Source organism: Denitromonas iodatirespirans, assembly GCF_018524365.1.
Classification (GTDB): domain Bacteria; phylum Pseudomonadota; class Gammaproteobacteria; order Burkholderiales; family Rhodocyclaceae; genus Nitrogeniibacter; species Nitrogeniibacter iodatirespirans.
In genome coordinates, this window is the sequence record NZ_JAEKFT010000164.1 from 1 (window position 1) to 291 (window position 291).

Here is a 291-nt window from a genome sequence, read left to right on the forward strand (position 1 = left end):
ACGATGGCGCAGAGGCGGGCGGCGGCGAGGAATACCACCGCGGTCTCTGGCACCATGGGCAGGAACACGGCGCTGCGCTCGGCAGGGCACACGCCCAGCCGCGCCAGCGCGGTGGTGAGGCGCCGGGCCGCATCGTCCAGCTCGCGCCAGGTGAAGCGGCTCAGGTCGCCGTCTTCGCTCTCCCATAACATCGCGGGCTGGTCGGGGGTGGCCCGGGCGCGGCGGCCGACGAGGTTCTCGAACAGGTCGAGCTCGCCGCCGACGAACCAGCCCGGCCAGTCGGGCCCGTGG

At 74.2% G+C, this 291-nt stretch carries 1 protein-coding gene; it reads right to left on the reverse strand.

Annotated elements, in window-relative coordinates; all coding sequences use genetic code 11:
* Positions 1–291: AMP-binding protein (locus I8J34_RS24410; protein ID WP_214364217.1), on the reverse strand; the 291-nt coding region annotated here is incomplete at both ends.